We start from the raw sequence: 25,671 nt of genomic DNA on the forward strand, positions 1-25,671 counted from the left end.
GTGACATTCATGCTCAACAGTCTCGACATCCCGAAGCGACCGGAGGACACCCGCGTCGTCGTTGCCATGTCCGGCGGCGTCGATTCCTCGGTCGTCGCCGGGCTGATGCAGCGCGAGGGCTACGACGTCATCGGCGTCACGCTGCAGCTCTACGACCATGGCGAGGCGGTGCACCGTGCCGGTGCCTGCTGCGCCGGCCAGGACATCCAGGACGCCCGCCGCGTCGCCGAGCGCCTCGGCATCCCGCATTACGTGCTCGATTACGAGGACCGGTTCCGCGAGAAGGTGATCGAACGCTTCGCCGAAAGCTACATCGCCGGCGAGACGCCGATCCCCTGCGTCGCCTGCAACCAGACCGTCAAGTTCTCCGACCTGCTGGAGACCGCGCGCACGCTCGGCGCCGACGTGCTGGCCACCGGCCACTATGTCCGCTCCCGCCTCCTCGACGGTCACCGGGCGATGTTCCGCCCGGTCGATCTCGACCGCGACCAGAGCTACTTCCTCTTCGCGACCACCCAGGAGCAGCTCGACTTCCTGCGCTTCCCGCTCGGCGGGCTGACCAAGCCGCAGACGCGCGAGCTCGCCCGCGAGTTCGGCCTCACCGTCGCCGAGAAGCAGGACAGCCAGGACATCTGCTTCGTGCCGCAGGGCCGCTATGCCGACGTCATCGAACGGCTGAAGCCCAATGCCGCCGAGCCGGGCGAGATCGTCCATGTCGACGGCCGGGTGCTCGGCAGCCACCAGGGCATCATCCACTACACGATCGGCCAGCGCCGCGGCATCGGCATCGCCACCGGCGAGCCGCTCTATGTGGTGCGCCTCGATGCCGAGGGGCGGCGCGTCGTCGTCGGCCCGCGCGAGGCGCTCGGCACCCGCGAGATCGTGCTGCGCGAGGTCAACTGGATCGGCCCCGGAAGCCTTTCCGACATCCCGCCGGAAGGCATCGAGCTGCACGCCAAGGTCCGCTCCACCCGTCCGCCCAAGCCTGCCGTTCTGCGCCTCGTCGAGGGCCGGGCGGTGATCGATCTCGTCGACGGCGATACCGGCGTGGCGCCGGGCCAGGCCTGCGTCTTCTTCGACGACGACGGCGATGGCGCCCGCGTTCTCGGCGGGGGCTGGATCGAACGTACCATTCCCGTCAATTCCGGCCTCGCCGCCCCGCGCGCCGAGCCCGCCACAGCGGTATCCCTGTAATGAGTGTCGAGTTCTTCCCTGTCAGCCGCCTGCGTCGCCTTGCCGAACGGGTCGCCAAGCGCCTGGGCCTTGCCCGCGTCGCCGGCCTGTCCACCGGCTCGGTGGAAAGCGCCTATGCCCGCTGGGCGCCGGTCTATGACTGGGTGTTCACCGCGCCGCTGGTCTTCGGCCAGCGCGCCGCCGCGCGCGAGGCCAACCGGCTGAGCGGCGAGCTGGTGGAAGTCGGCGTCGGCACGGGCCTGTCCCTGCCGCTGTACGGGGAGAACCTGACCGTTACCGGCATCGACCTGTCGAAGCCGATGCTGGAGCGCGCGCGCGAGCGCGTGCGCCGCAAGAAGCTGAAGAACGTCGCCACCCTTCGGGCGATGGACGCCTCCGAGATGGATTTCGACGAGGCCCGCTTCGACATCGCCACCGTCATGTATGTGATGACCGTGGTGCCCGATCCCTCCGCCGTGCTCAAGGAGCTGGAGCGGGTGGTGAAGCCCGGCGGCACGGTGATCATCGTCAACCATTTCGCCGCCGACAAAGGCCTGCTGGCGCTGATCGAGCGTGGCCTTGCCCGCTTCGCCTCGACCCTCGGCTGGGACCCGCTGTTCCGCCGCGAGACGGTGCTCGACAACACCTCGATGGAGCTGGTCCAGGAAGAGCGCCTCGGCCCGCTCGGCCTCTTCACGATGATGGTCTTCCGCCGCCAGGCCTGACCGGCCACACCATCAGACCGGCACCCATGATCGGCAACCGCTGAGCGCTCCCGCCGCCGCCTTTTCGGGCGACGGCGGCAGGCCTGTGCCGTGTCACATCTTGCCGGTGGAGAAGAACAGCGTCTCGCCGTTGCTGTCGTCGACGCCGTCATTGTCGGTGACCGCATAGCCGGTGCCCGAGGCATCGACCGTGAAGCCCTCGATCTTGTCGACCACATAGCCGCCGGTCGCCTTCAGGTCCGGGATGAAGTCGCGCAGCTCTTCCTTGGCAACCAGCGGCAGTTCGCCGCCGAGCGGGGCCGGCACCAGCGCGGAGACCGGCACGCGGTAGAGCTTCTTCAGCCGGGCATTGTCGCCGATCTGGTTGTCCCGCTCGATGAGGTAGACGTGCTCGCCGTGGAGCGCGATCTCCGACAGGCCGACCCAGCCCGTCTCCGCCCGCTCCAGCGGATAGCGCACCGCGCCCCATTCCTTCGTGGCGGTGTTGTAGGAAACCAGCTTCACCGTGTCCTTCGGGTCGTCCTTCCACGGACGCTGGATCGCGATCCACAGCGTGTCGCCGATCAGCGTCACGCCTTCAGCGCCGAAGCGGGTCTCCACCGCCAGCAGTTCCGGCGGAAAGGCGACCTGCGCCTTGATCTCGCCCTTGCCGTCGACGCGGTAGAGCGCATGCGGCACCAGCTTGTCGGAGCGCCCTTCCGAGGCGAGCCAGAACCCGCCCTTGCCGTCGGCGACGATGCCTTCCAGATCGAGCAGCTGCGCCGGCTGGCCGGCCCGCGTCACGCGGATCGCATCGGTGATGCGGGCGGGATGGGCGCTTGCATCGATGCGGAAGATCGTCGGCTGCATGCCGTAGGCGCTGTCGTTGATGGCGTAGAGAATGCCCGGTTCGCTCGGGTCCGCGGCCAGACCGGACAGCGCGCCGAAGCCGATCGGCCGGCCCGCATCATCCATCCGCGACACGATCATCGGATAGGCGGCGGTGCCTTCCGCCCGCTCATACAGCGTCACATGCGAGCGCAGGCCCGTCTCCTCGACAAGGTCCGCCTCGTTGGAGACGGCGAAGAGGTTGCGTCCCGGAATGGCGACCGCCCCTTCCGGCGCAACGCCGGTCGGCAGCAGTTGGACGAAGTCCGGCGCCGCACCGGTATCGCGATAGACGCCGATGGCCGAGCCGCGCTCCGACAGCACGAAGATCAGCGTCTCCTCGCCGAAGCGGTCGACCTCCAGCCCCTCGGGCTCGGCGCCCTTGTTGCCCGAACGCTTCTCTGGATAGTGACCGGCCATCGCGACGCGGTACTCGAAGTCGAGACCGCTCTCGTGGAGCACCTCGCCGGACTTGGATAGAATTGTGAAGCCGCGCGAGCCGCCCTCGTAGTCGCCCTCGTTGGCGATCACCAGCCGCTCGCCGTCCAGCCACTTCACCGCATCGGGCTCGCGGGCAACGCCGGTCAGCGTGCCGTCGAAGGTCAGTGCCCCCTCTTCCTCGACGTCGACATTCTCCAGATCGACGGTCCCTGCGGAGAAATGCGAGAGGATCTCGCCGCTGGCCCCATCGACGATGACGATGTGGTTGTTTTCCTGCAACGTCACCGCGACCTCGTTGGCCGTGTTGATGTCGACGAACTCCGGCTCCGGATCCTCCGGGGCGATGGCAGCCAGGCCCGTCAGGTCGACCTTGCGGGCATTGGCGCAGTCGGGCAGCCCGTCCGTCACCGGCAGCAGCACCAGGAAGCCCGCCGGCATCTGCGGCAGCGCGCCGTCGTTCAGGTCCTCGTCGCGCTCGTTCTCGATGGCGACGGCAACGAGGTCGCCGGAGGGCGACAGGGCGACGGAGTCGGGCTGGCCGCCCAGATCGCAGGACGCCCCGACCTTACGTGTGGCAATGTCGATCGTCACCAGCCGGCCGGACGGCGCGGTGTAGCTCTTCGAGGTGTTGACGCCGGCGAAGACCTGGCCGCCCAGCACCGCTACCGAGGTCGGCTCGCCGTCGAGGCCGACGAAACCGGCCGGCTTCGGTGCTGCCGCATCCGTGATGTCGATGAAGCCGACGCCGCCCAGCGGGCTGTCGGAATAGACGAGCGTCATCCCGTCGGCGGTCGCGGCGATGATCTCGGCCGAGGTTTCGGTCTTGCCGTCCGTGCCGGCCGGGAGATTGGTGTTGACCGGGAAGGAAGCGACCCGGTTGAACACCGGATCGGCGGAGGCCGCGACGGTCGAGCCGAGAAGCGCGGCGGCAAGCGCGCCGAGCACCGAGAATTTCATGGATGGTTCCCCCGAAAATGGCAGGCGGCGCCTACGCCGGTCCGGCAGTGTTACGGGGTGGACATGACATCTGCTTGACAGCCGGGGCGGGCCGCCAAAACCCTTTTACGCCAGAGGCTTGCGGTAGCGACGGGCAAGGTACACGACGGCTCCGGACTTCAAGGTGCCATAGAGGATCGAGCCCTTGGCGCCGGAAAACTCCTTCAGGAACCGCCGCATCATGGCGGTCTTCTGGATGCGGCTCATCTTGCGCTCGTTGACCGCGTCGAGCGCGCTGACCACGCCCGGCGACAGATTGGTTTCGCTCTCCAGCACCAGGCCCGATGCGCCGAGATCCCGGTCCAGCCCCTCGATCATCGTCGAGGCACGCATGTCGGCCCAGGTGAAGCAGCCGCCCGGCGCCAGCACCCGCGCCACTTCGCGGGCGAAGGCCGGCACATTGGCGTAGCAATGGGAGGACTCGATGTTGACGACGATGTCGAAGCTGGCATCCGCAAAGGGCAGCGCCTCCGCATCGCCCACCTCGAAGGTAAGGTTCGGCGTGTCGCTGTTGAGCTGCCGCGCCCGCCGCACCGTCTCGGGCGAGTAGTCGAGGCCGGTCACCGCGGCCGGCGCCATGTAGCGGGCGATGTAGCGCGCTCCGCCGCCCCGGCCCGAGCCCACTTCCAGAACGCGCGCGCCCTCGACTGCGAGCCCGGCCATCGCCTGATGGTAGAGCCCGATGAAGGCGCGCTCCGGCTCATCCTCCGCCGTCAGCGGAAAGGCGTCGCCCGCCGGCATGTAGCCGTAGTTCATGAAGCGCCAGTCGCTATCGCGCCAGGTTCTGGAGAGGATGTTGTAGAGCCGCTTCCACGCCCATTTGCGGCTCTTCGGGAAGGCGCCGCGCTCGACCGCACGCAGGATGTAGACGAAGGCGCGGCTGGTCATCGGGCGGGGGTCTCCTGCGCCGCGCCGTCGGCGGCATACTCGTTGGCGAGCCAGGCTCGCCCCTTGCGGATGAGGTCGCTGTCGTCGACCTTTCGCGGATCGTAGCCCGGCATGTAGTAGCACAGGAAGGACCAGAGGCTGACCCGCGTATAGCCGGGCGAGACCATCTGCAGCCAGGCGAAGCGCGACCAGAACCGGAAGCCGGTGCGGATGCCGTCGGCCTGCGCGTGCAGGCGCACGTTGCGCAGGAAGATCCGCACGAAATGGACCGCCGTGAGGTTCATCGCCGAAACGCGAAGCCCGTAGCGCTTCCAGGCCGGCATGCCGGCCGCTGCCCGCTTGTAGACGTCGAGCGCAACCGCCTTGTGTTCCAGCTCCTCCAGCGCGTGCCACATCCACAGGCGCCGATAGGCCGGGTGCGCGCTGGAGAGGATTTTCTGGTGGCGCAGCGTCATGGTCGAGAAGTTCGCCGTCAGATGCTCGACCGCACAGGTCACCGCCAGCCGCAGCAGTGGCACCTTGACGCTGCCGAGCACCGACTTCACCGGCCGCTCCATCGCCTCCACGTCGTAGCCGAGCCTCACCAGCGTGCGGTTGTAGTCTTCGTGCTCGCGCGTGTGGAACGCCTCCTGCACCGCGTAGCCGTTGATTTCCTTGATCAGTTCCGGGTCGCCGAGCTTGGACGCATAGTGCTTCAGCGAGCGGATGAAGAACCGTTCTCCCTCGGGCAGAAAGATCGAGAAGGCGTCGAACATCGCGGTGCGCATCGGGTCGCCGCCGAACCAGTGGCGTTCCGGATTGCTGGAGATGTTGAAGCGGATGTCGCGCGGCACGATCTCGTCGTCGTCATGCTCGCCTGCCCAACCGGGCATGGTTGCGCTCGTCATTAATACGGACCTTATGGAGTGTTGGACGTAAGGTAAAATGAGCGAGTTGCCCTTGCAAGACGTCCCGAGCCTCCGTCACACATATGAGTCACACCGGCGCTAGGGTCCAGCCAGAGGCCGCCGATGCGGCCCGCTTCCGGCCAGCGACAGGAGAGCCAGCATGGATCGCGACACCCAGCCCGACATCGATTTCGAGGACTTTTCCTTCGACGCGTTCGACGAGGCCCGCCGGCCCGGCCCGCAGGCAACCGGCTTCGACCAGGTGGTCGAGCGCGCACTGAGCCGCCGTGGTTTCCTGGGCGTTCTGGCCTATGGCTCGGGCGCTGCCGCCATGGGCCTCGGCACGGGCATGACCGGCCTGCTGTCGTCCGTCTCGGCCGAGGCCGCGACCTCGCGCTTCGCATTCACGCCGATCCCGATCGCCACCGACGCCACGGTCCACGTGCCCGAGGGCTACACCTGGCAGGTGCTGGCGCGCTGGGGCGACCCGCTGTTTTCCGATGCCGGCGAGTTCGACCACGAGACCGGCGGCGATGCCGCCACCTCCAGCCGCGTCTTCGGCGAAAACACCGACGGCATGGAGCTGTTCGTCGTCGGCGGCCGCCAGGTGATCGCGGTCAACCACGAATACGTCAATCCGAAGCTGAACCTGCCGAAGAACGACAAGGGCACGCCGGCAAGCGCCGAGGACGTGCGCAAACTGCAGAACCTGCAGGGCGTCACGGTGATGGAAGTGACCGAAAGCGAGACCGGCTGGCGGATCGTCGTCGACAGCCCGCTCAACCGGCGCATCGACCACAACACCGAGATGCGCCTTTCCGGTCCGGCCGCCGGCCACGACCTTCTGAAGACCGAGGCCGATCCGACCGGCACCGCCTCGCTCGGCACCTTCAACAATTGCGGCGCGGGCCGCACCCCGTGGGGCACCTACCTGACCTGCGAGGAAAACTTCAACGGCTACTTCGGCTCGACCGACGAGGCCTTCGCCCTGCCCGAGCACTACAAGCGCTACGGCATCGGCGCCAAGAGCGTCTATTCCTACGAAAAGTTCGACGCCCGCTTCGATGTCTCGAAGAACCCGAACGAGCCGCACCGCGCCGGCTACATCGTCGAGATCGACCCGTCCGACCCGGGCTCCGTTCCGGTCAAGCGCACCGCCCTCGGCCGTTTCAAGCACGAGAACGCGGCGCTGACGCTGGCCCGCGACGGCCGCGTCGTCGTCTACATGGGCGACGACGAGCGCGGCGAGTTTCTCTACCGCTTCGTCTCGAACGGCCTCTACACGCCGGGCGCCGACACCTCGGCGCTGCTGGACGAGGGCACGCTCTCCGTCGCCCGCTTTGCCGACGACGGAAAGGGCGAGTGGGTCGCGCTGACGCCGGAGGCGACCAGCATGTCGGCCGCCGAGATCGCCGTCTTCACGCGCGTTGCCGCCTCGAAGGTCGGCGCCACCACGATGGACCGGCCGGAATGGGTCGCGGTCAACCCGGTCGCGGTCGAGGCCTACTGCGCGCTGACCAACAACACGCGCCGGGGCGTCAAGCCCAATGCCGGCGGCGACGAGACGCCGGTCGGCGGGCCGAACCCGCGCGCCGAGAACCAGTACGGCCAGATCGTGCGCTGGTATCCCGAGAACGACGACCACGCCGCCGACAGCTTCGCCTGGGACCTCTTCGTCATGGCCGGCAACCCGGCCGTGCACAAGGATGCCTATGGCGGCTCGGACAACGTCAACGAGGGCAACATGTTCAACTCGCCCGACGGGATGATGTTCGACACGACGGGCCTTCTGTGGATCCAGACCGACGGCGACGACGACAACGAGGGCGACTTCGCCGGCCAGGGCAACAACCAGATGCTGGCTGGCGACCCGGTGACGGGACGCATCGAGCGCTTCCTGACAGGCCCGAACGGTTCGGAGGTGACCGGCCTCACCTGGTCGGCCGACCGGCGCACCATGTTCGTCGGCATCCAGCATCCCAAGGCCCCCTTCCCGGATGGGGAAGGCACGCTCGGCCGCTCGAGCATCATCGCGGTGAAGCGGGCGGACAACGCACCGGTCGGCTGAGGCTGCCCCGGATCGCACTTATCCCCGCCTTATCCCCGTTTCGGGGCTGGGCGATATTCTCCGGCGCGCCGCGAAATCGGCGCGCCGGATTTCGAGACGATTGAGAGCGTTTGGAGCGCCGTTTCTCGAAATTTCGCAAAATTTTGCAAAATCGCTCTCAAGGCGTGCAGAAAGGCGATTTCGAGCCGGCGCTTGCGCCCGCGCCTTCCTAGCTGACAGGATTGCGATCGCGAAACGGCCACAAGGGCCGGTCCAGGAGACAGACGATGACCGACGCGATCACCATCGAGCTCGAGCAGTCCGGCAGCAAGGGACGCTACGTCGCCCGTGTCGAGGGCCGCGAGGGCGAGGCCGAACTCACCTTCTCGGTCGCCAGCGACACGCTGGTCATCGCCGACCATACCGGCGTGCCGGAGACCATGCGCGGCACCGGCATCGGTCTTGCCATGGTCGAGCGTCTGGTTGCCGACGCGCGCGAAAAGGGCTTTCGCATCATGCCGCTCTGCCCCTTCGTCAACGCCCAGCGCAAGAAGCACCCCGAGTGGGCGGACGCCTTCAACGTCTGACTGTCCCGACAGCCTCACCGACCCTCATCCCGGGCACTCCGTCGAAAACACCGATGGAAAGGAGCTTTTTTCCGTCGAACTCCATGTCATAGTCTGCAGTCTCACCACATCACGGGAGTCGGCGGCGCTGGACGGAGCCTCGCGCGACGGAGGAGAACCGATGGACGACTTGTCTGGGATCGACGGCGCGCCTGCCCGGCGGAAGACCGCGAAGGACTTTCCGCAAGAGCTGCTGGAGCTCTACGATTTCTACGCTCACGGCCGGATCGATCGCCGCGAATTTCTCGACCGCGCCGCAAAGTTCGCCGTCGGCGGCGTCACCGCGCTGGCGCTGCTACGCCAGCTTTCGCCCGACTACGCGCTCGCCCGGCAGGTCGCCCCGGACGATCCCGCGATCCAGACCTCCCGAATCGCCTACCCTTCTCCGAACGGCCATGGCTCCGTCGACGCCTACCTGGTGCGCCCGGCCGGCATCACCGGCAAGCTGCCGGCGGTGCTGGTGATCCACGAGAACCGCGGCCTCAACCCGTATATCGAGGACGTCGCCCGGCGCATGGCCAAGGCCGGCTTCATGGCACTGGCGCCCGACGGGCTGAGCTCGGTCGGCGGCTACCCGGGAGACGATGATCGCGGCCGCGAGCTGCAGCGCACGGTCGATGCGACCAAGCTGCTGAACGATTTCTTCGCCGGTTTCGAGCATCTGGCCGCCCGCGACGACAGCACCGGCAACGTCGGCGCCATCGGCTTCTGCTATGGCGGCGGCGTGGTCAACGCGCTGGCGGTCGCCTATCCGGAACTGAGCGCGGGCGTCGCCTTCTACGGCCGCCAGGCGCCGATTGACGGCGTATCGTCGATCGAGGCACCGCTGCAGCTCCACTATGCCGGCCTCGACGAGCGCATCAACACCGGCTGGCCCGCGTATGAGGCGGCCCTGCAGCAGCACGGCAAGAGCTACGAGGTGCACTTCTATCCCGGCGCCAACCACGGCTTCCACAACGACACGACGCCGCGCTACGACGAGACCGCGGCGAAGCTCGCGGAAGAGCGCACCATCGCCTTCTTCCGCAAGCACCTGATCTGAAAAGAAAAAGCGGGCGGAGCATCGCCCCGCCCGCTGGCCGGAATGGGCCCGGGAGAAGGGCGCCGCCCCTCCTCCCGGACCGCCGCTGGCGCCGTCTCACTCGTCCTTGACCACTTCCGTGAGTTCCCAGACGGCGACGCCGGCGGAGCCGAGATTGCCGACGACGATCAGCGCCTCGCCGATGATCGCCGGGATGTAATAGGTCGCTTCCTGGATATCCGGAACGAACAGGAAGCGGGTGGCCTGGCCCGGAATGACATTGGTCAGCGCCCTGGACAGGCCGAGCTTGGCAAGCTTGTCCTTGTTTTTGCTGGCCGCGTAATTCCATGAGATCATTCCGATATTGGCAAAGCCCCACAGAGTGATGGTCAGCTCCGCCGTATAGGTGCGCGCCTTGCCGCCCGGAAACGCCAGGATCAGCAGTCCGCGTGTCGGCCCGGCCAACACCTGACAGATCCAGATGACGCCGGCGAAGCCGGGGTCGCCGGCCGGGCAGTTCGGCGCCGGCGAGCCGGGCCGGATCAGCCAGGGCATGGTCGCGAAGGTGGTGACATAGCGCATCAGGACGGCAGCAAGGCCGGCGAGGTTCTTGCCCTTCGGCGTCCAGCTCTTCGAGTAGGTCTTCAGCCCTTCCGGCACCTTGCTGCCCTCATCGGGGATCGCCCCGGTGGAGCTGAGGAAGCCGGTGAGCCCGTCGGTGAAGATGCGCACGACCATGGCGGCGGCGTAGATGCCGAGCGAGACGCCCGCCACCACCTTCTCCGAGGTGCTGTCGAGCAGCACCTGTTTTTGCGTCGTCATGCCGAACTTCGATTTCACCCAGTCGACGGTGACGTAGTTCTTGTAGGCATCGAGCGAGGCCTGGTCGGGGAACGGCGCCTTGCCGGTGGCCAGCTTGTAGATCAACGTCGCCGGGATCGCGACCAGCCAGGAGGCGATCTGGCTGACCCGGATCGACAGGCTCTTGCCGGTAAAGAACTTGTAGAGCTGCGACAGGACCGGAATTTCCCATTCCGCGAACAGCACGTCGCGGAAGGATTCCACCACCTCCCGCACGAGATCCATCAGCGTCGCGATGACGCCCTTGGCCGCGTCGAGCGCGAACAGGGCAACGCTCTCCATCAGCTTGATGACGCCGCTCATCAGGAGGTTGAGGGCATCATTGGGATTGTCGCCGATGGCGGTGAAAAAGGTCAGCGCCTCGTTGAAGGCTTCCTTGCCGTCGCCGAACTGGAAGTTGTTGGCAAGGTCCTCCATCATCGCGACCAGATCGTCGAGCGAACTCGACAGCGCGCTGGAACTCATCAGGCTGACCGCTCCGCTGCCGCCTTTCTCTTCCGCCTTGCCGCCATTCTGCTCGTAGGCGTTGGAGAACAGATTGTGCTCCATTTCGTAGGCCTGATCGTCGGTCATCTCCTGCTGCGACGAGAACTGGTCGTAGGTCGGGTTGTCGTCCTTGTTGAGCTCGTCGATCATCGTGTCGACGACCGACTGGAGCGAGTCCTTCAAGGTGTCGATGCCCGACAGGATCATGTCCTTGACGTGGTCGACCCCCGCCGCCGTGAAGTCGAGCAGAACCCGGGTGTTGTGTTCCACCGCCTCGGCCATGCGCTGGAAGTCGCCGAGGTTGAACAGGAAGGCGAGCCACTCGAACAGCTGGCGCAGCTTCACCTTCAACCAGTTCCAGACCCCTTGCACGAAGTCGAAGGCCTGCTGGACGAACTCAATGATCGCCTCGAACACCTTGCCGGCGATCTCGAACAGAACCCGGCCGATACCGTCGATGATCTCGACGACGATCTTGGTCAGCCCGTCGATGACGTAGTTCGCAGCGTTCTTGATGCCGTTCCAAACATCGCCCCAGTCGATGCCGAGGAACCCGGCGACCTCGGCGCTGTCGTCATTGGCCGCCGAGGCCCGCATCACTGCCAGCCGCTCGCCCTTCCAGTCGGCCACCTGCGCGAGCGTCATCGGCTGATACTGCGGAAACCCGGAGGTGAAGTCGATGGACCAGGCCGTGCCGGACATGGCCCTGAGATCCAGCCGCGGGTCGAAGCCCCGCGCCGCCTTGCGCCGGGAGACCGTGTGGTAAACCACCCGCGCGGCGCGCGTCTCGCGCTGGCCGGCGATCTCCATCGAGGCCTGGGTGATCTGCTGCAGGCTCTGCGCATACTCGTCGCTGCTGCGATATTGGGCCGGCAGCAGGTAGTTGCCGGCCGCATCCTTGGCGTTCTTGATGTCGGTGACCGAAAGGCTGGCAAGCTTTTCCTGCAGCTGCAGGTTCGGCTCCACCACGATGGGCGTGCCGGCCAGTGTTCCCGGCGTCTCGATATAGACCGTCGCCGCCGCCAGCGCCGTCGCCTGCTGGTAGATCACCAGCTTGCCGCCCGGCCCGGTCTGGGCCGCAACCCGGTTGAGCTGGCTGCAACGGTAGGAGCGGCCGTCGACGAACAGGGTCACCAGGAACGAGGCCTGGATCGAGACCGGCGCGAAGGACAGCGGCATGCCGTCTTCGTCCAGAACCACCACCTCCAGCGCATGGGTCTCCACCGGCACCATGTCGTTGTCCTGGCGCAGCAGGTCGATGCGCTGGTCGAACCACTGGCGCGAGGTCGGCGACTGCCAGAAGCGGGTGAGATCGCCGCCCGCCGAAACGGTATAGGCCTCCGCATAGCCCGCCCGGTCGCGCCCGACGGTGAAGATCGTCGCCTTGGAGCCCGGATCGGCCGGGATCTCGTTGCCCAGCGGAAACAGCGTCTGCCACACAGGCTCGGCGCTGCGACCGCTGCCCGCGGCCTGCCCGGCGCGCCACAGCCGCCCGTCGGTGCCGATGCCGAACACCTGCAGCAGGTCGTCGAAGGTGACGGAGGCGTAGATCTCCGTCAGCGGCACGCTCTGCGCGGGATCGACCTGGATCCAGTCGTCGAACTGCTTCACCGTGCCCGACTGGTACTTTTTCTCCTTCTTCAGCAGCAGCTTGCCGGTGCCCAGCTCGACCGCGAAGATCGCCAGCCGGTCATTGGCATCCGCGACGACATAGAGCGCCGTCGCCTTCTTCGGCCCGAGCGCGCGCAGCGCCGAGGTGCGGTCGCTGGTCTCGCTGAACAGGACCGAGTTGTCCTTGCCGATGGCGAAGATCGCCGACTGCACGGAGCTGTTGGCCACCATCGCGATACTCTTGACCTGGGCCTGCGTACCGCCCGGCCCCATCACCGGCGCCCAGACGGGACCTGCCCATTCGCTGGTGCCCGGCTTGAAGAAATTGTTGGCGAGCAGGCCGTAGTCCTCGCCCGGCACGTCCAGCATGACGTTGACATAGACATTGCCGGTGATGCCCCGCGCGCCGCGGAACTGGCGGATGGTCTCGCCCGCATCGCGCGGCTTGGTCTCGCGCTGGTAATAGGTGCCGGTGGTCGCCTGGTGTTCGGCCAGCGACAGCTGCCCGCTGTCGCCCAGCGTCATGATGTTGGGCGTGTCGCTGCCTTCCGTGCCGGAGGTGTAGAGGAACAGCTGACGGCCGCGAATGTGCAGATCGGTGTCTTCGTAGGGCGCCATCGACTTCTCGCCCCGACGCAGGCGGTAGATCTCGCCTCCCGTACCGATCGTGTAGAGGTCGAGATCGCCCGCGCCATTGGCGTAGGTGACGATATCGGTGCCGCCGAGTGCCGGCCGGGAGAGCTGGAAAGTCTCCATGTATTTGGTGCTGGCGCGCGCCGCCGGGCGCTCGCCCGTATCGAGTTCAGCAAAAACGGACCTGGGCATCGCAATCATGGAAACCTCCCGAAAATCTGGCCGGTGAAAGAGACAGGTCGAAAGGGGCCGACGCCCGGTCGGCAAGTTGCCGGGCGAGTTGCAGCGCCGGTGCGCGCCAGAGCGGGCGGCCGTGGGCGTTGCAATAGAGCGGACGGTCCTGCGGGCGGCGGGCGGCGCGGTCGCGCGCGTCCACCGGGGCAAGCGATGCGGCCATGCCGTCGAGGCCGGCAGCCCCGCAGGCCCTCGCCCGCAGCGCGGCGATCGCCAGTTCCGCAGGATCGGCGTAAAAGGGGCTGAGCACGCGCATCGCCGAGCGGGTCGGCGCATGCGGCGCAAAGGCTGCGGAGATGCGCCCGGCAAGCCGCGGCATCAGGGCGGTCAGCCCACAGCCCGAGCGCCCCGCACCGCAGGCGCCGAGCGCCGCCAGCACGTTGAGATTGGCCGTCAGGTCGACGGGACCCGGATCGCTTTCCTGAAACCAGGTGCGCAGGAGCGGCGCCCGCGCGAACGGCGGATCGCCGCGCCGCAGCGGCCCGCAGACAAGGCGCGGCAGCAGGCCCGCAAGCCGCACCAGCCCTTCGCGCGCCTCCCGGCGGCGGCCAGCAACCAATGCCATCCAGGCGAGCGCCGTGTCGTCCGCATCCGGCGGCAGGCCGTCGATCAGGCGGGGGCCGCTTCGCTCTTGCGGATAAAAGCGGAAGGCCCCCGGCAGGCTGTCATCCTCGCAAGTCTCGAGAAAATCGAGCGCCCGCGCATGGGCATGGGTCGCCGCCTCGCTGCGGCCCAGCGCCGCGAGCAACAGCGCCACCTGCGCGGTGACGAAGCAACTTTCGTCGGCAACACACCCTGCCGGCGTTTCCACCTGCGAGGGGAACGCCCCGGACGGAGCCTGAAGGGCCAGAAGATCGGCAAGACGCGGGGCAGGCTCAACCATGGCCGGGCTCCCTCTGATATCCTGGCAGGGCCAGCGTTGCCGTCACGCGCGGCGGGGCCTCAAGCGCCAGCACCATGCCGATGAGCCCGTGCCGCTGCAGCGGGACCTCGTCCTCGCTGTGCCGGGTGTCGCAGGCTGCGAAGGCCTGTCGGTAGGCCGTCATGTCCCAGCCGCGCGCCGCCCCCTCCGCGAGCAGCGCATCGGCGATGCGCGCATCCGGGCCGAGCAGGGCAGCGGCGTTCGAATAGAAGGTGAAGGCGCACGCATGGGCGCGCCGCGACCTGCCCTCGCCCGCCATCCGGAAGGCGACGGAAAAACCGATGTCGCTGGAGGGGATCTCGAAGCGGACGCTGCGCCCGGTCAGCCGCTCGACCAGCCGGCGGACCTCCTGCCCCTGCGGGACAAGGCCGAACCGGCGCATCAAGGTGTCGAGATCGCCGGGAAACAGCGGGTCGGTGCGATAGTAGAGCTCCAGCAGCCCGCCGTCCGGCGTCAGCCCAGCCATGGTCGGCCTCAGGTTCCGGCCCGTGAGAACCGGCGGCGCGCCGGCAAGCCACTCCTCGAAGCCGGCCCAGAGCGGACGGCCCCGTGAATCGGCGACAGGCGCCACCTCAAGATAGAGCTTGGCCGCAAGGTCGCCGGCCTCGCCCTGGCGGAGGCCCGCCCAGGCGCCGTAACGGCACCCCGCCCGTTGCTGCCAGCAGGACAACCGCGCGGCGAGCCGCAACACGTCGGGCGCCGGCTCAGTGCCGGAGACCGACCGGCAGAGCGACAGCGCGGCCTCGAGCCGGCTTTCGGGCTGGGCCCCGGGAGCAGGATCGAGACTGATGCGCGGATCGCAGCCGGCTTCACCATCGGCCCAGACGAAGGCCGCCTCGACCGGGGCGCCCGAAGGCGTCAGGTTGCTTGCCGGATGGGCCGCCTCAAGGAGTTCCAGCGGCAGCACCATACGGACAGCTGCGAGCAGGCGGTCGAGCGAGGAGACGGCCGCAGCCGGGTCAGCCCCCGCCCGCAAGGAGGGGAGCGGTGCCGGGGGTGCACCCCCCGGCCCCTGCTGCAACCGCACGCTCCCGGAGGAGATCGGCGGCTGCATGACAGATCACCCGCCCTGGCGCATCCGCGCAGCAAGCGCCTCAGGCTCGATCACCTGGTGCACGAGGCCGGGCGTCACGGTCGCCGGCGGCAAGGCCGGCAGTTCCACCGACAGGCGGCCCGAGACTTCCTGGTTTGCCAGCTCGCGGGTCGTGCCGTCCTTCAGCACATAGACGGCCGTGTAATAGAACTCGATCGTCGGTTCGGCGATCGGCCGCTGGATGCCGTAGAACCGCTCCAGATCGTCGACGACGACACCGGACGGCGCTCCCAGCAGGCTGAACAGGATGACGTTCTGCTGCGAGGCCTCGGCTTCCACCCGCTCCGCCCGGCTCATCTCGTGGCGCGGCCGGGTCAGGAAGGCCGGCAGGGCCTTGCCGAAGGTCTTGCGAGCCTGCGGCTTGAGTTGAAACATCGTGAGATTGACGCTGGAAACCTGCGTCCAGTCGATGAGGCTGCTGTCGACCTTGATGCTGTAGTTCTGCACCGTGTTGGTGACCGTCATGGTCTTGTATTCGCTCGACTGACGATAGCCATCGAGGGTGAAGCTCTCGCCATTCGAATAGAAGATCGTGCCCGAGATGTTGAAATAGGCGTTGTTGGTGTTGTCGACCGCCTGGAAATTCCAGCGCGGCTCGGCGAAGCTCAACAGCCCCGTCGGCTGCCAGTTCGACCAGGTGTTCTCCGCCAGCCAGCTGTCGCCGTTGTTGAGCGGGTCGAAATACTGGGCGTTGACGTCGACCAGCAGCAGCGTCGTCGTTTCCGTCGTGTAGTTGAACGCACGCAGCGTGAACTGGGTGAACAGCCCCTTCGGGTCGGCCACGAACACGATGTCCGCATTGCCCGATCCCGTGAAGTCGGGTGCCGACGACAGGGCGCCGGGCGGTTCCGAGACGATCTCGCTGTTGTCGGCCATCTGGTAGCGCAGCCGATAGCTGTAGTTCTGGCCGATGGGCAGATTGTAGAAGCTGTCGAACCGGACGCCGTTCTCCACTCCGTTGCCGGTCAGGGTCTTGGTCTGGACGATGGCCGGGTTGCCCGCCGGCGGCGCGAAGAAGAAGTCGATATTGACCTCCCGCACGCCGGCCGGACCGGTAAAGGGAATGTTCTGGCCGATGAAGGTCACCTGCCGCGTTCCGAAAACGTTCGGTGTGATGTTGACCAGCGTTTCCGTCGTGGTGATCGGGTCGCTCTGGAAGGTCTTGCCGTCCTTGAAGTTGATCACATAGCTGTAGGTGAATTCCGGATTGTAGCTGCCCCCGGAAAAGTCGCCCGGCGCCTCGTAGATCTTCGAGGACTTGTCGCCATCGGTGACGATCAGCGTGAACGTGTTGTCGGTCTTGCGGCTCGGATAGGTGACAGTGACCGTCACCGTCTCGGCAACCGGATCATCGGTCCCGGAGCGGTTGAGTTCGCCGATCAGGTTGAACACCACCGAGAGCTTGCGGTTATCGACCCTGGTGAAGACCTGCTTCCACTCGTCGGAGGAGAAGCGGCGCATGAAGCTGCTCACCGGCGTCGACCAGTCGATCACCGTATCTTCCTGATAGGTCTGGTTGAACGAGGTCGTCGCCGAGACGGGATTGGGGCCCGTCGCCATGACGGCCGCCGCCGCCACCGTGTTGGCCACCTGGTTTTCCAGCGTCGTCCAGCCCCAGTCGCGCACCCGCTGGGCCAGCTCGTCGCTGCTGCCCGGTCCGAGCTCGACCTTCACTTCGCCCGCGCCCGACTGGCGCAGCACCTGCTTGACCTCCTGCAGGACCTGCTTCTGGTTGCCCCAGGTGTCGCGGACGGTCTTGTATTTCTTCTCGTATTCGATGGCCGCCTCGGCCGTGTAGATTACCGTGGCCTTGGCGCCGAGCAGCTTGGTCAACACCTGCATCTCGTATTCGACGCGGAAGGTCGAGGCGCCGCCTGCATCACCGCTGAAGGCGTTCTTGAAGCTGTTGACCGCCTCCGGCGTCGCCAACTCGATCTGGAAGGCCGCGACATTGGTGCCATAGAGCGTCGGCTCTACCGCAAGAACCTGATTTTCGCCCGCGATGTCGTAGTAGAAATAGGCCGTACCGCCCACCCACACGAAACCTCCCCAGGAGATGTCGGTGCCGAGGATCTCTTCGGCCGCGCGGCGCGCCTCGATCGGCTGCACGAGCTCCATCTCGAAGGTACACAGGCCCGCGATGCCGCCGCCATTGGAGGTGTACTCCGTCAGACCGAAGGAGGGGGCGCCGTCCAGCGTCCGCAACCTCGGAACCGGCACCATGTACCAGAGCTTGGGATTGTCGTGATCCTGGTAGACATAGGTGACGCCGCTGGCGCCGTACTCGATCTCGCGAACGCTCGAGACGTCGAACATCACAGCCCTCCATCGAAAAAATTGAATGAATTTCAATTACACCCTATGCGCGAATGTTCGCATCGCGCTCAGGCATAAACAATCGACAGAAGCTGCAATATTGATCCTATTTTCGACATTGAACGCGAATTTCAAGTCGAAATTAAAATTATCGTTTTATAAAAACTGTCATATTGACGCAGAGGAATCTCATAAATTGGAATAAATACGATGATATATCGATAGATATAAATTCTTCATCGGTGAAAATATCAGGCCGAAGGCTCGCCGATACGCCGGCGATGCGGCGCAAAGAGGCAGGCGACAGCCAGGATTGCACCGGACACAGTGGCAATCATGCCGGCAGCGCTGACCGCGTTGGCAGCGCCGAGCCATTGCGGCCCGTAGCCGGCCAGCACATAGCCGAGCACCGCAGAGAGCGCGGCGAAGACAGCGCTCCAGGCGACCTGACGCTCCAGCCGCTCGGTCATCAGCCGCGCGGTCGCCGGCGGGCAGATGAACATGGCGATGACGATGATCGAGCCAACCGCGTCGAAGGCCGCAACCGCCGCAACGGCCGAGGCGGCGACCAGCGCCAGACCGATCAGCCGCACCGGCAGGCCGAGTGTCGCGGCAAACCCCTCGTCGAAGGTGGACAGTTTCAACGGGCGCCAGAATACCAGCATCAGGACGGTCATCACGGCGGCGACCAGCGCGATGCGCGGCAGCTCGGGCGGCAGTCCGGCAAGGGCCGCCGGATCCAGCAGCGAGCCCCAGCCGGTCGCGTCGAACCAGATCAGGCTCTCCAGGTTGCCCATCAGCGCGTGCTCGACATCGAGGTGAACGCCACTGGTGTCGCTCTGTTCCAGCAGCAGCACGCCCCCGGCGAACATCGCGGTGAACACGACGCCCATGGCCGCGCCCGGCTCGATGCCGCCGAGCCGGCGGATCGTCTCGATCAGCAGGACCGCAACCAGCGCCGCTCCGGCGGCGCCCAGCAGCATCGGCAGGCTGGCAAGACTGCCGGTGACCAGGAAGGCGACGACGATACCGGGCAGCACCACATGACTGATGGCATCGCCGATCAGCGCCTGCCGGCGCAGGATCAGGAAATTGCCCGGCAGCGCGCAGGCGATGGCCGAGAGCACGCCGATCAGGATCGGCGTCAGCGACAGCTGGACGAACTCGGCACCCATCAGACAGCTCCCTCCTTGCGCCGCAGCTTCGCCGCCGCCGCCAGCATGCGGTCGATCTCGTCGATCTCGTCGCCCGTCAACACCGCCGAGATGGGCGTCAACCCGTCGTAGCGATGGCTGAGCGGATCGTCCTGGTGGATCCGGCGCGCGACCTCGAAGCGGCGCTCGTCGACCAGCGCCCGGCCGGCCTCGACACGCCCGGCCTCGGTCGGCACCCGGTCGGGGCGGATCAGCCCCTCGCGGCGCAGGACCTTGAGCGTCAGCGGATCGAAGATCGGCTCGCCCCGCGCCAGCGACAGAAGACCCTGACGGCGATGCAGACGCAGCTGGAAGCGCCGATGGCGGATGGCAGCGGCCAACACGCCGCGCCCGGGCGCAAAGGCGAGCGAAAGCAGGAATAGCGAGAAGGCGAAGAGCACGATGATCGGCCCCGTCGGCAGACCTGGCGCGGCAGCGGACATGGCCGCCCCCGCATAGCCCGACACGCCGCCGATGGCACCGGCGATCAGCACCACATGGTCGGTCCGCTCGCTCCACAGGCGGGCAGCGACCGGCGGCACGATCAGCAGCGCCACCACCAGGACGAGGCCGACGATCTTCAGCCCCGTCACGGTGACGGCCAGCACCAGCAGCATCATGGCAAGATCGATGCGGCGGGTGTTGAGACCGAGCGCGGCCGCAAAGCCCGGATCGAAGCAGACGAGCGTCATCGGCCGCCGCAGCACGACAAGAGCGACAACCGCGAGCGCGCCGCCGACCGCTATCACCACCGCGTCGGAATAGAGCATGCCCGCCGTCGAACCGAGCAGGAAGCCCTCGAGCCCGGCCTGCCGCCCCTGCGACTGGGTCTGGATCACCGTCAAAAGGACGATGCCGAAGCCGAAGAAGACGGACAGCACAGCGCCGATCGCCGTGTCCTCGGCAAGGCGGGTGCGGCGGGTGATCCATTCGACGCACAGAAGACCGAGCGCGGCCGACAGGGCCGAGCCCGCCAGCAGCCCGACCAGGCTGCGGCCGTCCAGCCCGAAGCCGACCATCACGAGAAAGGCGATGCCAACGCCCGGCAGCGTCGCATGGGCGATGGCATCGCTGACCAGCGCCCGCTTGCGCAGGAACAGGAAGGTGCCTCCCGCCCCCGCGGCAATGCCGAGGAGCCCAGCGCCGATGGCGACCAGCGCCGCGTTGTAGCCGGCCTGGAGCAGGAGCGCGGAAACGAACGCCTCCAACGGAGTGCTTGGCACGCTCACCCCCCGTGCTCCGAGAGCCGCAGCTGGTCGATATGGGCGGAGGCCAACCGGCCGCCGTAGGTCGCCTGCAGGTTCTCGGCCGTGAAGACTTCGGCGACCGGCCCTTCGGCGATGCGGCGGGTGTTGATCAGAAGCACCCGGTCGAAATAGTCGGTGACAGTCGCAAGGTCGTGATGCACGCAGACCACCGTGCGCCCCTCGCGCTTCAGCTCCTTCAGCACGTCGATGATCGCCTTCTCGGTCGCCACGTCGACACCGGCGAAGGGCTCGTCGAGCAGGTAGAGATCCGCCCCTTGCGCCAGCGCGCGGGCAAGGAACACGCGCTGCTGCTGCCCGCCGGACAACTGTCCGATCTGACGCGTGGCAAAATCCGTCATGCCCACACGGGCAAGGCAGGCAAGAGCACGCTCGCGGTGGCCGGCCCGCACCAGGCCGAGCAACCCGAGCTCGCGGTAAAGGCCCATCATCACCACATCGATGACGCGGGTGGGGAAGTCCCAGTCGACCGAGGCGCGCTGCGGCACATAGGCGACCCGCTCGCGCGCCCGCTCCAGCGGCGCACCGAAGACGGAGACGGTGCCGGACAGGCGCGGCACGACACCGAGCGCGGCCTTCAGCAGGGTCGACTTTCCGGCCCCGTTCGGCCCGACGATGGCAATGAGGCTGTCGCGCGGAAACGTGGCGTCGACGGAGAACACGGCCGGGCTTTGGCCGTAGGAAACCGTGATCTCCCGCAAGGCCATCGCCGCGCGCGCCGCCTCCGCCCGTGCCGCCGCCTCGGCCTCCGGACCCTGCACCAGTTCGATCCTGTCCCGCACCTGCATGGCCCTCGTGCTCCCTCAGCTTCCGCTCGCCAGTCGCCCGGACATGCCGCGCTCGGGCGCGGCGCCGCCAAGGGCGCGGGAGATAATCGTGGCGTTGTGGTCGATCATGCCCGGATACGTGCCCTCATAGGTGCCGTCCGCCCCCATAGCGTCGGAAAACAGCTCGCCGCCGATGATCACGGTATGGCCCCTGGCCGCCGCACCCTCGATCAGGGCCCGCACCGACCGGTCGGAGACCGAGCTTTCCACGAAGACGGCGCCGATCTTGCGCTGGACGAGAATGTCGACGAGCTCCGCCACCCGCTGCAGCCCCGCCTCGCTCTGGGTCGAGATGCCCTGGATGCCGAGCACCTCGAAGCCCTGGGCCCTGCCGAAATAGCTGAAGGCATCATGTGCGGTCACCAGAACCCGCGCAGTTTCGGGCACGCTGGCAAAAACCTTGTCGGAGTAGTCGGCAAGCTGGGTCAGCTCGCCGAGATAGGCTTCGGCATTGGCCGCGAAAACCTCCGCGTCCTCGGGCCGGGCCGCGACCAGCGCCTCGCGCACCGTTTCGACCACCCGCGACCACAGGCGCGGATCCATCCACACATGCGGGTCGAACTTGTCGGAATAGTCGACGTGAGAGATCAGCAGCTCGCGCGGCAGGCTTTCGGCAACCGCAACGACCGGCTTGCGGGCGCCGAGCTCCCTCAGGAACTCTTCCATCTGCGCCTCGAGATAGAGCCCGTGCCACAGGACCAGGTCGGCCCGGACCATGGCGGCGATGTCAGTGCGGGTCTGGCGATAGGCATGCGGATCGACACCCGGCCCCATCAGGGCGCGCACGCTCACCCGGTCGCCGCCGATCTGCCGGGCTGCGTCCGCGATCATGCCCGTGGTCGCAACGACCGACAGCGGGGCCTCTGCCCGCGCCTCGACGGGTGAAAAGACACCCAGCGCTGCCAGTGCGAGCGCCCCCGCCATCGCGATCCGTCGGAGCCTGCTGAAGACCGTCCTGCGCATGTGCCGTCATCCCGTGGTTCTGCCGCGGCCGCCGAGCGAAACGGGCAGCAGCCTTCTTCCTTTTAATGATTATGAGAACCATTTGCAGTTTGTCAATGCAATTGCGAACCATTTGCAAAAACAAACTCGCAAGCCGCTGCGGAGCGGTGTCCGGACCAGGAGACCCCACTGATTTCCAACAAGGTGAATTCTGTCATTGTATGTTCATATGAACGTTGTGCTATGTTCATATGAACGAAGTAGAGACGGAACGTCCGCATTCGGGAGGAACACAGTCGCTCATGACCAGCGGCCTGGCCATAACTGCGCGCCAGCGCGAGATCGCCGATCTCGTGCAGTCCAACGGCTTCGCCTCGGTGGAGTCGCTGGCCGAGCGCTTCGACGTCACCACCCAGACCATCCGGCGTGATCTCACGCGGCTGTGCGAGCACGGCATCCTGCGCCGCACCCATGGCGGTGTCGAGCCCCCCGCGCCCGCCGGTAACCTCCACTATGCGCGCCGCCAGATCCTGAACCTGCCGCAGAAGCGCGCGATCGCCGAAACGGTGGCACGCGAGGTTCCGAACGGAGCCTCCCTTGCCTTTTCCATCGGTACGACCCCCGAAATCGTCATGCAGGCGCTGGCCCGCCATCAGGGACTGCGGGTCTTCACCAACAACCTGCATGTGGCCTTTTCCGCCTCGCAGAACCCGGATTTCGAAGTGACCATCGCCGGCGGGCGCCTGCGCCACGGCGACCGCGACATCCTGGGCGCCGATACCGAACGCTTCTTCTCCGCCTACAAGGTCGACATCGGCGTCTTCGGCGTCGCCGGTGTCGATGCCGACGGCACCCTGCTCGACTTCCACGAGGACGAGGTCGCCGCGCGCCAGGCCATCCTGGCCAATTGCCGGCGCGCCTTCCTGGTGCTCGACGCCAGCAAGTTCGGCCGGCCCGCGCATGTACGCGGCGGTCATATCACCGACGTTGCCGCGGTCTTTTGCGACACCGCCCTGCCCGCCTCCGTCGAGGCGTTGCTGGCGGCAGCCGGACGCGAGAGCGTGGTGTGCACCAACAACAACGAGGAGCGCTGATGAACACGCCCGCGACAGACGGCCGCCCGGGGGGCCAGGAAATCCTGCTTGAAAATGTCTCGAAGGTCTGGGGCGCCCACAAGGCGGTCGACGACCTGTCGATCCGCGTGCCCGCCGGCACGTTCACCGTCCTGCTGGGACCGTCGGGCTGCGGCAAGTCGACGACCCTGCGGATGATCGCCGGCCTGGAAAGCGCCGATGCAGGACGCATCCTGATCGGCGGGCGGGACGTCACCCACCTGCCGGCGGCCGAACGCGACCTTGCGATGGTGTTCCAGTCCTATGCGCTGTTTCCTCATCTCGACGTTGCCGAGAATATCGTCTTCGGCCTGAAGGTGCGCCGCGTGGCGAAGGACGAGCGCGAAGCGCGTCTGAAGCGTGTTGCCGAGCTGCTGGGCCTGTCCGCCCTGCTCGACCGCAAGCCCTCGCAGCTGTCGGGCGGCCAGCAGCAGCGCGTGGCGCTGGGGCGCGCCATCATTGCCGAACGGCCCGTCTGCCTGATGGACGAACCGCTGTCCAATCTCGACGCCAAGCTGCGCCACGAGATGCGGGTGGAGATCCGCGCGCTGCAGAAGAAGCTCGGCTTCACCATGGTCTACGTCACCCACGACCAGGTCGAGGCCATCACCATGGCCGACCAGGTGGTGCTGCTGAACGGCGGCCGGCTGGAGCAGGCGAGCGATCCGCGCGCCCTCTACCAGCGACCCGAGACGCCGTTCGCCGCCCGCTTCATCGGCGTTCCGCCGATGAACGTGCTGCCGGGCGCGCTGCTGGTCGACCTGGATGCGGATCTTGCCGCCCACAAGGTCGGCCTGCGCCCCGAGGCCTTGACCCTGGCGGATCGCGGGCCGCTCGCCGCACGGGTGGCGAGCCTGGAATATCTCGGTGCCGACATGCTGATCGACTGCGAGGCCGGCGGGAGCATCTTCACCGTCCGCCTGCCGGGCGACCACGACATCGCCGCCGGCACGGACATCCGCCTCGGCTTCGCACCGCAGGACCTGCACGTCTTCGACGGCTCCACCGGTCATCGCCGCGACGATCTCGCGGCAGCTGCCGGAAGCCGCTTCGCCAGCTGAGGCGAACGGGAAACACACGAACAGGGGGCTGGCAACGGCTCTCCACACAGGAACGCTTCCGCGCCGCACGCGGAACGTCAAGCCGGCAAAGCCACCGCTAAGCGGCCGGCACAACATGAGGGAAGGCAGACATGTTGAAATCGATGCTGATGAAGGCCGTCGCCACGGCGACCCTTTCGACCGGACTGGCACTCGGCACATGGGCCTCCGCCCAGGCCGTCGAGCTGCAGTTCTTCTTTCCGGTGGCTGTCGGCGGCAAGGCCGCGGAGACCATCCAGTCCCTGACCGACGAGTATGTCGCGAACAACCCGGACGTGAAGATCGACGCCGTCTATTCCGGCTCCTACCAGGACACCATTGCCAAGGTGATCACCGCCTCGCGCGGCGGTACCCCTCCGCAGCTGTCCATGGCGCTGTCGGCCGACATGTTCACCCTGATCGACGAAGACCTGATCGTCCCCTTCGACGACTACCTGAAGACCGATGAGGACAAGGCCTGGCTCGAGGGCTTCTATCCCGCCTTCATGGAAAACAGCCAGACCGGCGGCAAGACCTACGGCATCCCGTTCCAGCGCTCCACCCCGGTGATGTACTGGAACAAGGAGGCCTTCAAGGAGGCCGGCCTCGATCCCGAGACGCCCCCGGCGACCTGGGAAGAGCTGGTCGAGTTCGGCAAGAAGCTGACCAAGAAGGACGCCAACGGCAACGTCACCCAGTGGGGCGTGCGCATCCCGAGCTCCGGCTTCCCCTACTGGCTGTTCCAGGGTCTGACGACGCAGAACGACGTCATCCTGGCCAACAGCGAGGGCAACAAGACCAATTTCGACGACCCGAAGGTCGCCGAGGCGCTGCAGTACATGGTCGACCTGTCGACCAAGCACGGCGTGATGGAGCCGGGCATCATCGAGTGGGGCGCAACGCCGAAGGCCTTCTTCGAGCGCCAGACCGCGATCATGTGGACCACCACCGGCAACCTGACCAACGTGCGTGACAACGCGCCGTTCGAGTTCGGCGTCGGCATGCTGCCCGCCCACAAGCGCCGCGGCGCGCCGACCGGCGGCGGCAACTTCTATCTCTTCAAGGGTGCGTCCGAAGAGCAGCTGACCGCGGCCGCCAACTTCGTGAAGTGGATCACCGGTCCCGAGCAGGCGGCCAAGTGGACCATTGCCACGGGCTATGTCGCGCCGCGTCCGGACGCCTGGGAGACCGAGGCGATGAAGACCTACGCGGCCGACTTCCCGCCGGCGACCGTTGCCCGCGACCAGCTCGAGTTCGCCGTCGCGGAGCTGTCCACCTACCAGAACCAGCGCGTGACGACGATCTTCAACGATGCGCTGGCCGCTGCGATCACCGGCCAGAAGGACGCGGCGACCGCTCTGAAGGACGCGCAGGCCCAGGCCGACGCGATCCTCGCCGAGTATCGCTGACGCCTGACGGTGACCGG

The 25,671-nt window shown here is 66.9% G+C and carries 19 protein-coding genes; 8 read left to right on the forward strand and 11 right to left on the reverse strand.

Annotation, left to right across the window (positions count from 1 at the left end):
- Positions 1-9: 9 nt before the first annotated feature.
- Together mnmA and H7H34_RS16635 are read left to right on the forward strand one after the other, a co-directional pair.
- Positions 10-1,194, forward strand: coding sequence for a tRNA 2-thiouridine(34) synthase MnmA (gene mnmA / locus H7H34_RS16630; RefSeq protein WP_185926577.1), 1,185 nt, complete (start codon positions 10-12; stop codon positions 1,192-1,194).
- Positions 1,194-1,898 carry a class I SAM-dependent methyltransferase gene (locus H7H34_RS16635; RefSeq protein WP_208996589.1) on the forward strand — a complete coding sequence of 235 codons (705 nt, stop codon included), beginning with the start codon at positions 1,194-1,196 and terminating at the stop codon, positions 1,896-1,898. Before mnmA ends, H7H34_RS16635 begins: the two co-directional genes overlap by 1 nt.
- A 93-nt stretch (positions 1,899-1,991) precedes the next feature.
- Here the strand turns inward: H7H34_RS16635 and H7H34_RS16640 are convergent, their stop codons facing one another.
- From H7H34_RS16640 to H7H34_RS16650, 3 genes are all read right to left on the reverse strand, one after another.
- Entirely contained in the window at positions 1,992-4,163 is a 2,172-nt protein-coding gene (locus H7H34_RS16640) for an esterase-like activity of phytase family protein (protein ID WP_185925832.1), read from the reverse strand.
- 105 nt (positions 4,164-4,268) lie between these two features.
- Positions 4,269-5,090, reverse strand: a complete 822-nt coding sequence (locus H7H34_RS16645; protein WP_120266973.1) for a class I SAM-dependent methyltransferase — start codon at positions 5,088-5,090, stop codon at positions 4,269-4,271.
- Complete coding sequence (locus H7H34_RS16650; RefSeq protein WP_185925833.1) at positions 5,087-5,962, reverse strand: metal-dependent hydrolase; 876 nt, start codon at positions 5,960-5,962, stop codon at positions 5,087-5,089. Before H7H34_RS16650 ends, H7H34_RS16645 begins: the two co-directional genes overlap by 4 nt.
- A gap of 175 nt (positions 5,963-6,137) precedes the next feature.
- Here H7H34_RS16650 and H7H34_RS16655 point away from each other — a divergent pair, with 175 nt between their 5' ends.
- The 3 genes from H7H34_RS16655 to yghX all read left to right on the forward strand — a co-directional run bounded on the left by H7H34_RS16655 (position 6,138) and on the right by yghX (position 9,692).
- On the forward strand, positions 6,138-8,045 hold the full coding sequence (locus H7H34_RS16655; RefSeq protein ID WP_185925834.1) for a PhoX family protein: 1,908 nt from the start codon (positions 6,138-6,140) through the stop codon (positions 8,043-8,045).
- A 266-nt stretch (positions 8,046-8,311) separates the two neighbouring features.
- Positions 8,312-8,611, forward strand: a complete 300-nt coding sequence (locus H7H34_RS16660) for a GNAT family N-acetyltransferase (protein WP_120266970.1) — start codon at positions 8,312-8,314, stop codon at positions 8,609-8,611.
- 160 nt (positions 8,612-8,771) lie between these two features.
- A complete protein-coding gene (yghX, locus tag H7H34_RS16665) occupies positions 8,772-9,692 on the forward strand; it encodes a YghX family hydrolase (protein ID WP_185925835.1) in 921 nt (306 codons plus the stop codon).
- Between the two features lie 96 nt (positions 9,693-9,788).
- Here yghX and H7H34_RS16670 read toward each other — a convergent pair whose 3' ends face one another.
- The 8 genes from H7H34_RS16670 to H7H34_RS16705 all read right to left on the reverse strand — a co-directional run bounded on the left by H7H34_RS16670 (position 9,789) and on the right by H7H34_RS16705 (position 22,075).
- Complete coding sequence (locus tag H7H34_RS16670; protein ID WP_185925836.1) at positions 9,789-13,463, reverse strand: PLL family lectin; 3,675 nt, start codon at positions 13,461-13,463, stop codon at positions 9,789-9,791.
- A complete protein-coding gene (locus H7H34_RS16675; RefSeq protein WP_185925837.1) occupies positions 13,432-14,379 on the reverse strand; it encodes a hypothetical protein in 948 nt (315 codons plus the stop codon). Before H7H34_RS16675 ends, H7H34_RS16670 begins: the two co-directional genes overlap by 32 nt.
- Entirely contained in the window at positions 14,372-15,472 is a 1,101-nt protein-coding gene (locus tag H7H34_RS16680) for a hypothetical protein (RefSeq protein ID WP_185925838.1), read from the reverse strand. Before H7H34_RS16680 ends, H7H34_RS16675 begins: the two co-directional genes overlap by 8 nt.
- 6 nt (positions 15,473-15,478) lie before the next feature.
- Complete coding sequence (locus H7H34_RS16685; RefSeq protein WP_185925839.1) at positions 15,479-17,827, reverse strand: hypothetical protein; 2,349 nt, start codon at positions 17,825-17,827, stop codon at positions 15,479-15,481.
- A 251-nt stretch (positions 17,828-18,078) separates the two neighbouring features.
- Entirely contained in the window at positions 18,079-19,002 is a 924-nt protein-coding gene (locus tag H7H34_RS16690; RefSeq protein WP_185925840.1) for a metal ABC transporter permease, read from the reverse strand.
- Positions 19,002-20,249, reverse strand: coding sequence for a metal ABC transporter permease (locus tag H7H34_RS16695; protein WP_371811413.1), 1,248 nt, complete (start codon positions 20,247-20,249; stop codon positions 19,002-19,004). The genes H7H34_RS16690 and H7H34_RS16695 overlap by 1 nt, the downstream gene beginning before the upstream one ends.
- Positions 20,246-21,073: a metal ABC transporter ATP-binding protein gene (locus tag H7H34_RS16700; protein WP_120266962.1), complete on the reverse strand. Its 828-nt coding sequence runs from the start codon at positions 21,071-21,073 to the stop codon at positions 20,246-20,248. Before H7H34_RS16700 ends, H7H34_RS16695 begins: the two co-directional genes overlap by 4 nt.
- A gap of 15 nt (positions 21,074-21,088) precedes the next feature.
- The gene (locus H7H34_RS16705) at positions 21,089-22,075 is read right to left on the reverse strand and encodes a metal ABC transporter solute-binding protein, Zn/Mn family (RefSeq protein WP_185925841.1); all 987 of its coding nucleotides are present in this window, start codon (positions 22,073-22,075) and stop codon (positions 21,089-21,091) included.
- A 281-nt stretch (positions 22,076-22,356) separates the two neighbouring features.
- Here H7H34_RS16705 and H7H34_RS16710 point away from each other — a divergent pair, with 281 nt between their 5' ends.
- From H7H34_RS16710 to H7H34_RS16720, 3 genes are all read left to right on the forward strand, one after another.
- The gene (locus H7H34_RS16710) at positions 22,357-23,148 is read left to right on the forward strand and encodes a DeoR/GlpR family DNA-binding transcription regulator (RefSeq protein ID WP_185925842.1); all 792 of its coding nucleotides are present in this window, start codon (positions 22,357-22,359) and stop codon (positions 23,146-23,148) included.
- Positions 23,148-24,227: an ABC transporter ATP-binding protein gene (locus H7H34_RS16715; RefSeq protein WP_185925843.1), complete on the forward strand. Its 1,080-nt coding sequence runs from the start codon at positions 23,148-23,150 to the stop codon at positions 24,225-24,227. The genes H7H34_RS16710 and H7H34_RS16715 overlap by 1 nt, the downstream gene beginning before the upstream one ends.
- A gap of 131 nt (positions 24,228-24,358) precedes the next feature.
- Positions 24,359-25,654 carry an ABC transporter substrate-binding protein gene (locus tag H7H34_RS16720; protein WP_199680944.1) on the forward strand — a complete coding sequence of 432 codons (1,296 nt, stop codon included), beginning with the start codon at positions 24,359-24,361 and terminating at the stop codon, positions 25,652-25,654.
- Positions 25,655-25,671 lie beyond the last annotated feature (17 nt).

It is taken from the genome of Stappia sp. 28M-7, from assembly GCF_014252955.1.
Lineage (GTDB): Bacteria > Pseudomonadota > Alphaproteobacteria > Rhizobiales > Stappiaceae > Stappia.